At 59.5% G+C, this 8322-nt stretch carries 8 protein-coding genes; all 8 read right to left on the reverse strand.

Annotated features, from left to right (window positions below; all coding sequences use genetic code 11):
* Window positions 1–171: 171 nt before the first annotated feature.
* Window positions 172–756 carry a hypothetical protein gene (locus EPN93_21380; protein ID TAL29643.1) on the reverse strand — a complete coding sequence of 195 codons (585 nt, stop codon included), beginning with the start codon at window positions 754–756 and terminating at the stop codon, window positions 172–174.
* Window positions 757–880: 124 nt separating this feature from the next.
* Entirely contained in the window at window positions 881–2707 is a 1827-nt protein-coding gene (locus EPN93_21385) for a fructose-bisphosphatase class III (protein ID TAL29644.1), read from the reverse strand.
* A 60-nt stretch (window positions 2708–2767) separates the two neighbouring features.
* Window positions 2768–3256: a bifunctional nuclease family protein gene (locus EPN93_21390; protein TAL29645.1), complete on the reverse strand. Its 489-nt coding sequence runs from the start codon at window positions 3254–3256 to the stop codon at window positions 2768–2770.
* Window positions 3257–3339: 83 nt separating this feature from the next.
* Window positions 3340–4233 (reverse strand): alpha/beta hydrolase, encoded by an 894-nt coding sequence (locus EPN93_21395; protein TAL29646.1) that lies wholly within the window; start codon window positions 4231–4233, stop codon window positions 3340–3342.
* Window positions 4202–5254: a 3-isopropylmalate dehydrogenase gene (locus EPN93_21400; GenBank protein ID TAL29647.1), complete on the reverse strand. Its 1053-nt coding sequence runs from the start codon at window positions 5252–5254 to the stop codon at window positions 4202–4204. Before EPN93_21400 ends, EPN93_21395 begins: the two co-directional genes overlap by 32 nt.
* Window positions 5255–5394: 140 nt before the next feature.
* Window positions 5395–6876 (reverse strand): diguanylate cyclase, encoded by a 1482-nt coding sequence (locus EPN93_21405; protein TAL29648.1) that lies wholly within the window; start codon window positions 6874–6876, stop codon window positions 5395–5397.
* A 74-nt stretch (window positions 6877–6950) separates the two neighbouring features.
* On the reverse strand, window positions 6951–7736 hold the full coding sequence (locus tag EPN93_21410) for a TetR/AcrR family transcriptional regulator (GenBank protein TAL29649.1): 786 nt from the start codon (window positions 7734–7736) through the stop codon (window positions 6951–6953).
* A 127-nt stretch (window positions 7737–7863) separates the two neighbouring features.
* A complete protein-coding gene (locus tag EPN93_21415; GenBank protein ID TAL29650.1) occupies window positions 7864–8307 on the reverse strand; it encodes a hypothetical protein in 444 nt (147 codons plus the stop codon).
* Window positions 8308–8322 lie beyond the last annotated feature (15 nt).

Here is an 8322-nt window from a genome sequence, read left to right on the forward strand (position 1 = left end):
GGACCGGCAACCGCGCGCGTTAAAAACAAAACGCCCAAAACGCAGACAACGCGCCCAAAACGCAGACAACGCGCCCAAAACGCAGATCGCGCGCCCAAAACGCACGTAGAGACGTCCCGCCGGGACGTCTCTACGTGCGTTTTGGATCGGTTCCTGTTTTACGAATCGAATTTAAATATTGAGACGTGCGCCCAGGTGAACGGCGTTGCCGCTCAGGGTGACATCCTTTTCCTGGTTTGCATAGTTATACATGTACTCGCCGAATATCTGTACGAAGGGGAAGATTGTGAGCGCAGCCCCCAGGCCGAAATAGTATGCGCTGAAATATTTTTTTGCGGTGACATCGTTTCCGATACTAGAGGGTAAATCGATCGTGGTCTTATTATACGCCGCGATACCGCCCCTGACATAGGGGTGAATCGGAATCACCGGAAGGTCAAGCTCCAGGTAAATATCCGGTCCTATGGTGACGTTGTCGACTTTAATGGTTTCGCCGCCGACGTCAAACTTGAGCGGTGCATTCTGGTAGAAAGCGCCGATTCCCAGGTTGAATATCGCGAGGAAATCGAAATTCACGTGGCCAATGAATGCATATTCCCAACCGGTCGTGGTCTTTCCTGACGCAAGCGAACCCGCATCGATCTCGCCGGAAAACGAGTAACCGCCGTAGATACCCGCGTCAACGATCGCATAGCTTGTCGCCGGCACGAACGCCGCCAAGGCCAGTGCAAGCGCCAGATACCGAATGATCTTCATAAAGTAAGGCCTCCAGAAATTTAATATGGAACTTTCGTCCGGGTCGCGCAACGCGCCCGAGTATTCCAAATAAGTAATAAGAAATCGCAAGAAAGTCAAATTTATTTTTTATAGGGTGCGGCCCTCAATCTTCAGGTCGCGCCGCGCCGCGGCGGCGCTCCAGCATGGCGTGGAGCTCGTTGCGGCGCTCCATGAGCAGCCTTCCGCTGTAGGTATCCTTTACGCGCAGGGGATTCTCAAACGTGTCGATCGTCTCGATCATGAGCTTTGCGGGCTCACGCCGTTGACGCGCCTCGCGGATTTCGTCCGGGGTGGGAAGGATGATCGCGTAAAGCGAATACGGCGTGTGGATGAGCGCGTGCCCGCGGTTCAGGTACGCGTGCGAGAAGCCGCCGTCGATGTTGATCGCCCGACCGTCCGGGGACGCGATCTTCTCGCCCTTGGAGATGTCGACCGGCTGGTGCCCGTACACGATCCTGCGCACGCCGAATTCATTCAGAAGCATATCGATGAATGCGGGCTTCTTTAAATTTTCGCCCCAGTACAGGAGCTTTTCCTTATGGGACGCCTTGTCGGCGTAAAAGTATCTTTCAAAGGTCTTCATCGCGTTCTTGCCGAAGAAGGGCGACTTGGGCCCGCACCAGAGGTAGAACATGATCGCAAGCTCGTCCCCGTCCTGCGCACGTCCTTCAAAGTAGTTTTTGCCGATATTCTTGACCACGGATTGCACGAAATCGCAGAGGGCCTTGCCCCGGTATCCCATGAATTCCTCGAAGCCCCCGTCGGCCGTGCTCGGGATGAGCGCGTGGACGTTCAGTATGTAGTTATTGATGTGGTACATGGTCCCCTGCTCGAAGAAGAACCGCATGAGGTACTTGAGGCGCTCGCTTCCCGTGAACTGGCGCGCAAGGTCGTCGATGACCTCGGCTTCCTCCGCGGTGAGCGCGGTGGGATCGTCGAGCCGCAGGGTGGGGAAATGCGTGTCGGTGAGACCGGCGGTGTCGCCGGATTCGAGCATCGCGGCGAGCTTCTCCAGCACGAGCCGGGAGCTCATCCCGAACTCGGGATGAGCGCGTATGGTCTCCTCCTCGAGCTTGAACTGGATCACCGCGAGCGTCTTTTCCAGGCGTCGGGAAATTTCCGTCTTCGCCTTGAAGAGTCCCGTGATGGGCCCGGGGTAGAGCTTCCGGGCGAACTCGACGAGGCGCGTTATGTCGATTCCCAGGCGCTTCAGGAATTCCAGGTTGTCGTAGCGCACGCTGATGCGCAGCGCCTCCGCGATCATGGAGCGGTTTCCCGCCGCGGCGCCCATCCAGAGGATGTCATGGTTGCCCCATACGAAGCGCACGAAGGGGCGTATCTCGGAACTGTTCAGGATGCGCACAATCTTGTCGGGTTCGTCTCCCCGGTCGAAGATGTCGCCCAGCACGATGAGGTTTCCCAGTATCACCTGTTTCACGATCTTGCACAGTGAGCTGATGATTTTATCGGCGATGATGTCGTTTTCGTAGATGATGTTAGGGACGGGAAAGCCCAGTATCAGGTTTTCCAGCGTCTGCCGGAGATGGCGGTTGAGCGTTCCCCGCACGATGTCGAAGTCGCGGATGCTCTGCACGCGGTACTGGATGATCCTCACGAGGGCCGAGATGACGTCCTGCCTTTCCATTAAATAGGTTTCTATGGAAAAAAATTTCTCTTTGCGGATTATTCGTCCCAGGTATTCGATTTTTTCGCTGGAAAAGGTCTTGGGGAGGGCCTCGGCGCAGATACGCCATACCAGCCCGAACCGGCCCTTGAGGATGGAGACGAACCGGTCCCCCGCGCCGTGGGGATCGCTGATCCACATGGTGGTGTCGATGTACGAGTCAAGCCTGGTGTCGATTTCGGTGAGCTCGCGGATGAGCTCGTTCGTCGTGGTTGCGTCGTTCCGGATGTCGGCTTCTGCGGGCATTGGGTCCTCCGGCGTTGTATTCGAGCGGGGCGGGCGGCAATGGAAATTGCAGGGTGCGGTCTACATCATCTTCCCGCCCGCATCGTCAATCTCCATATCTTCGAGCATTTCGCGCAACGTCTCTTCGTCCATTTTCTTCACGGCCTGCTCGATCCCCATAGCGAGGGCGAACACCTTCTTGCGTACGAAAATGGGCGACCTGGTCCGCAGCGAAAGGGCGATCGCGTCGCTGGGGCGGCTGTCTATTTCGAGCCGCGTCTCACCGGACACAAGCGTTATTTTTGCGTAAAAGATGTTGTTCCTGAGATCCTCGACGACCACGGATTCCACGGACCACTGGAGCGCCGCCAGTATGCTGGCGATGAGGTCATGGGTGAGGGGACGCGCGGGGCGCTTGCCCTCGAGCTCGATCGCGATGAGGCTCGCTTCAAGGGGGGCGATCAGGATAGGGAGGACATTGTCGGAGGCGGTGTCTTTCAACACCACGATGGGCGATCCCGTGCTTTCATCGAGGTAAATGCTCGCCACCTCAACCCTGCAGAGCGTCATCGTTCGTTTCCCCCGGTCAGTCGTAGCGTCTACCGGATAAGGTACGTGTCACGGGGTAAAAGATCAAGCACTTAAAACCGCCCCTAGAGGCCCTTGTATTCCTTCTTCTCGATGAATGTGGCGATGAGCGCGCCCGCCTTCGCGCTGTGGGTCTCCTTGTTGCTCGCGAGCTCGCGGTATTCCCTGCGCTTAAGAAGCCGCATGATTCTTTCGTCCTGCTCCGTTTCGTGGAGCGTGTCGTGCATGGCGCCGATTATGAGCACGGGGCTTTTTATCAGGGGAAGCTTGTCCCACACGTCGTAATTCCGCACGGAAAGGGCGCTCTTCTTGAGCTTGTAGGGGTCGGCCGCGTCCAGGGTCGCGTCGTACTTGCGTGCCTGTTCCGCCTCGGCCTTGACGTTCAGCCTGAAGTTCCTGAGGTACCACTTGACGATGGGCTTGGCGATGAAGTAGAGCCGGGGGGGCAGGGCCGGGACGACCACCCCGAGAAAGCGCGGAAAGTTGAAGTGAGCGATAGGCGCGATGAGCACGGAGCACAGCGGCTCACGCGCGCCGAGCACGAGGTACTCGAAGATCGCCGTAGCCCCGAACGAGCTTCCCGACATCACGAAGCCGCGCCGCTCCGGGATGGTTTCTGCGATCACCTCGTTGATGTCGAGCGCAAGGCGCTCCATCGCGAAGCTGACCTTGAGGCTGGGGATGACGGAGGATCGCTTCTCGCGCGTTTCCATGTACACGGTCCGGAAATGCGGCGTGATCTCCCTGAGCACGTCCTTCCAGCCTGCTATGTGGGAAATCCAGCCCGCCACGAAGAGTACCACCGGCTTTCCGGGAGAGTCCTTTTTGGGAACGAAATCGATGACCCGGAGCTTCACCCCGTCCGAGGTATTGACGTAATATTCTTTTACAACGGTTCCCGGCGCCATGCAGCCGGCGTACTCGGACTCAGCCCCTTTCAAGTTTTCCGAGGATGTCATCGCCCACCTCACTCGTAGTGTTATTTCCGCCGCGGTCGGGGGTTTTTACTTTTCCCTCCGCCAGGTGCGACTGGACGGCCTTCGTGATGTGCGAGGCCGCCGCGGATTCCCCGAGGAACTCCAACATCATCGCCGCGGAGAGCACCGCCGCGATGGGATTCGCCCTCCCGCTTCCCGCGATGTCCGGCGCGGAACCGTGGACCGGCTCGAACATGGAGGGAAACACGCGCGCGGGATTCAGGTTCGCGCTCCCCGCGAACCCCATGCCGCCGATCACGATAGCCGCGATGTCCGTAAGGATGTCGCCAAACAGGTTCGAGGCGACCACGACGTCGAACATTTGCGGCGAGCGGACGAGATTCATGGCGGCGGCGTCCACCAGCATGTGGCTGAAGCTCACGTCGGGATAGTCGAGGGCGATCTCCTCCACGAGTCCGTCCCAGAACACCATGCCGTACTTGAGCACGTTGGACTTGGTGATGCTCGTGACGTGCTTCCGCTTCCGCGCGCGCGCGGTCTCGAAGGCGTACCTGAGAATGCGCTCGGTCCCCATGCGCGTGAAATAGCTTACCTGCATGGCCGCCTCGTGGGGAGTGCCCACGTAGTGCCTGCCGCCCAGCGTGGTGTACTCGCCCTCGGTGTTTTCGCGGATAACGACCATGTCGATCTCGAAGGGCTTCACGTTTTTAAGGGGACAGTCCACGCCCTCGTAGAGGAGCGCGGGACGGATGTTCACGTACTGGTCGAAGCCCTTGCGCATGCCCAGGAGCGGCTCCACGGCCACGTGATCCGGGGCGTTCTTCGCGTTGCCCAGCGCGCCCAGGAGGATCGCGTCGAAGGGACGAAGCTGCTCAAGGTAATCCCGGGGCGCGCAGCTTCCGGTTTTCGCGTACAGCGAGGTGTTCCAGTCGAGCATGCGGTATTCGATCGGGAGGCCCAGCGCGTCGAGCGCCTTCTTCGCCTGGGCGATAACCTCGGGCCCCACGCCGTCACCGGGGTAGAGTGCGATCCTGTATGTCATTGAAGGCTCCTTGCATGGTCAGATTTGGCCGCGCGGTGAAATGCGAACGGGACAGTGGTGAAGCCCGCGGTCCGCGCGTCGATTGAACCGGAAACCGATTATTTGAATGATTCTCCATTATGTAAAGAAAAAAATGGGCGTCATGCGGGAGGTGCGGTATCGGCGCGCAGCGCAACCCTGTTTTTGCCCTGACGCTTCGCCTCGTACATCGCGGAATCGGCGCGCCTGACGAGCATGTCGAGCGTCGCGTCGGCGGGTACCAGCTCCGCCACGCCCACGCTCACGGTGATCGTGACCGGTTTCCCTTCCTGCGCCCGGGCCCCCGATTCGATGGAGGCGCGGATGCGCTGGGCGATCGCGACCGCCTGCGATGCGCCGGTGTCCGGGAGCAGGACCACGAATTCCTCCCCGCCGTAGCGGCCGGGCAGGTCGTAGTTCCTGAGCGACTCGACGATTTTCGCGGCCGTCCATTCCAGGACGCGGTCGCCCTCGTCATGGCCGCGGGTGTCGTTGATCGCCTTGAAGTCGTCGATGTCGATCATGAGCGCGCACAGCGGCGTTTCGCGGCGCGTCGATTTCGCGAATTCCTTCGCGGCACGCTCGTGCCAGTGCAGGCGGTTGGAAATTCCCGTGAGTGAGTCGATGGTTGCCTGGCGCAGCAGCGTGTCGTGGAATCTCGTTATCTCGGCGGTCTGGCGGCGCACGGTCCTCTGCAGAAAGTAAACCCAGGATACGAGGAAGATCACGAGCAGGGGCGCCATGACGATCGCGAGGTAGCGTAAAATCGTGTGCCAGGTGAACTCCTCGCGCCGGTAGCGCTGCCACGTGTCCCTGAGTTCGCTGCTTGCCGGTGAAAGGTTTATCGCATCGACGGCGTCATTGATGCGCGCGCCGATTCGCGTGTTCCCCTTTTTCACCGCTACCCGGTAGGGAAGCGTATTGACCGCCGGTCCCCTGTCCGTGAGGTTCGAGAGCCCGTAGCGGCGGATTGCCTCCATCCCCACCTGGTAGGGCGCGATGGTGACATCGTGCAGTCCCGCGCCGAGCGCCCTGAGCGCACCCGGGTGCGTATCGTAGTAGGTGAGGCGCACATCGAGCCCGTGATTATTTATAAACGATTCCACGAGGGCGTCGCCGCGGAGCATGGCCATGTCGCGCCCGTCAAGGCCCCGGAAATCCCGTATCGCGGAATCCCTGCGCACGAAGATGACCGCCGTGTCCATGGCGTACGGCTGGCTGAAGTCGAAGACCCTGCTGCGCGATTCCGTGTAGAGCATGCCGATTATGGCTTCCACCTCGCCGCGCTCCAGCGCGGCGACGGTGCGCTCCCAGGTGTCGCCCCGAAAATAAATTTCCAGGCCGGCCTTTTGGGCGACCAGGCGCATGAACTCGACGCCGTGCCCGCGCGGCTTTCCGTCGCGGTCGATCCAGGCATACGGGGGATAATCCCTGTCGATCCCGACAACGAGGGGTGTACGCTCCTGCGCGTGCGCGGCGGGGGGGTGCGTGATCTGAATTGAAGAGAATATGATTGTGAGCCCCGCGATCAGTGCGGGATAAAATGCCCTCACCACGGGCCTTGACGGCCGCGAGGGTATTCCGGATGTCATTTTTCGGTTCATTGGGTTAAAAGTAAGTATAATGCGGGCGCCGGGGCAGCGCAATTTAATTTCCCGCGCTGCTCGCGGGCCGCGCCTCACTCCTGGCGCCCCCCGGGGCGTTCGAGCATGCGCGCGATGAGCTCGTCGACGACGGCGCGGTAGCGCTTGTCGAGGTCGGGGTCGACGTACTCGAGGATGCGGCTGCGCCGGAGCGTGATCATGCCGTGCAGCAGGCTCCACAGCTCGACCAGGCGGTTCTGTAGCGTGCGGCGCGACGTCATCGCGGACGGGATGCCCTCGCGAATCGCCTGCATGACGAGATCCACGACCCTTACGGCGGCCTCCATTTCCAGGGCCGCGGTGTGTTCGAGCGCGGTGCCCTTGTAGTCGTCAAATTTGGGTGTGGGGAAGCTGAACATGATGTCGTAATACTGCGGGTTTTCCAGCCCGAAACGGAAATAGGCGTCGATCATCGCGCGTCCGTGGGCGACGGGATCGTCGCTGCTCCGGTAGGCGGCCTGGAGCTCGGCATGGAGCTTCTCGAAGCCCATGATCACCAGGTGGAGGTATATCTCGTCCTTGTTCGAAAAATAATTGTAGAGGTTGGTCGCGGTCATTTCCGTCGCCTCGGCGAGGCGCCGCATCGTGAGGCCGGGGAATCCCTCCTGCACGATTATCGAGAGCGCCTTGTTGAGAATTCCGTCCCTGACCCGGGCGACCTCCTCGGGGGCGCGCGCGGACTTCGTCATGATGCTCTCCTGGGGTGCGGCATATACACGAGACAAGCCCTGCATACACCGAGAGAAGATTTCTGTAAATCTAAATATATCCGTCTGTCGGCAGAATGACTGCCCGGCGAAACGCACCTGTTCGAACTTCATGTATGTTTACTCGAACCGTCCGTTCCCGTCGGTTTTTAATAATTTGGGGGGCCGATATACCGGCGTGCGGGCGCCCCTGAAAATCCGGATAGAATCCGCGCCGCACAGTACATTGCCCCCCGGGGCGTCACCGGGTCATCGCATATTCGATTCGCGCGCGCAGTATGCGCATAATGGTTGCCAGGAGAAGGCCGTATAATAAAGAAATCAGGCAGGAAGCGAAGCTGCGGCAGATATTTTCCATGGTGTGCAGCGACTGCACGGTATAGAGGACGGCGACGGTCCCCAGAATCGTGCCTGTGATTCCAGAAATATAGAGCAATCTTTCCTGGAACTCGAGCACCTTGAGCGAAACGGCGAGGCTATCGGATTTTTTCTTCGAGAAGGGATCTTTCCAGGCGGCAAGGACCTCGCTGGCTTTCCAGACGCCAAACGAAGATATGATCGGGATTCCGGCAACAACGATAAACGCCGATATGCCGAGAAACATGATCGGGTTGATGCCTTCGGTAAAAAGGGCCAGAAAAATTGATCCGAGGGTGAGAATAAGGGAAATGAGAAAACGTGTCATAACAACCTCCGTAAA

This window comes from Spirochaetota bacterium, from assembly GCA_004297825.1.
GTDB lineage: Bacteria > Spirochaetota > UBA4802 > UBA4802 > UBA5368 > FW300-bin19.

Coding starts and splice junctions, on each gene's coding strand:
- EPN93_21390 (TAL29645.1), bottom strand. CDS start 3,256: ATGACGCTCTGCAGGGTTGAGGTGGCGAGCATTTACCTCGATGAAAGC.
- EPN93_21410 (TAL29649.1), bottom strand. CDS start 7,736: ATGAAGTTCGAACAGGTGCGTTTCGCCGGGCAGTCATTCTGCCGACAG.
- EPN93_21385 (TAL29644.1), bottom strand. CDS start 2,707: ATGCCCGCAGAAGCCGACATCCGGAACGACGCAACCACGACGAACGAG.
- EPN93_21400 (TAL29647.1), bottom strand. CDS start 5,254: ATGACATACAGGATCGCACTCTACCCCGGTGACGGCGTGGGGCCCGAG.
- EPN93_21415 (TAL29650.1), bottom strand. CDS start 8,307: ATGACACGTTTTCTCATTTCCCTTATTCTCACCCTCGGATCAATTTTT.
- EPN93_21380 (TAL29643.1), bottom strand. CDS start 756: ATGAAGATCATTCGGTATCTGGCGCTTGCACTGGCCTTGGCGGCGTTC.
- EPN93_21405 (TAL29648.1), bottom strand. CDS start 6,876: ATGAACCGAAAAATGACATCCGGAATACCCTCGCGGCCGTCAAGGCCC.
- EPN93_21395 (TAL29646.1), bottom strand. CDS start 4,233: ATGACATCCTCGGAAAACTTGAAAGGGGCTGAGTCCGAGTACGCCGGC.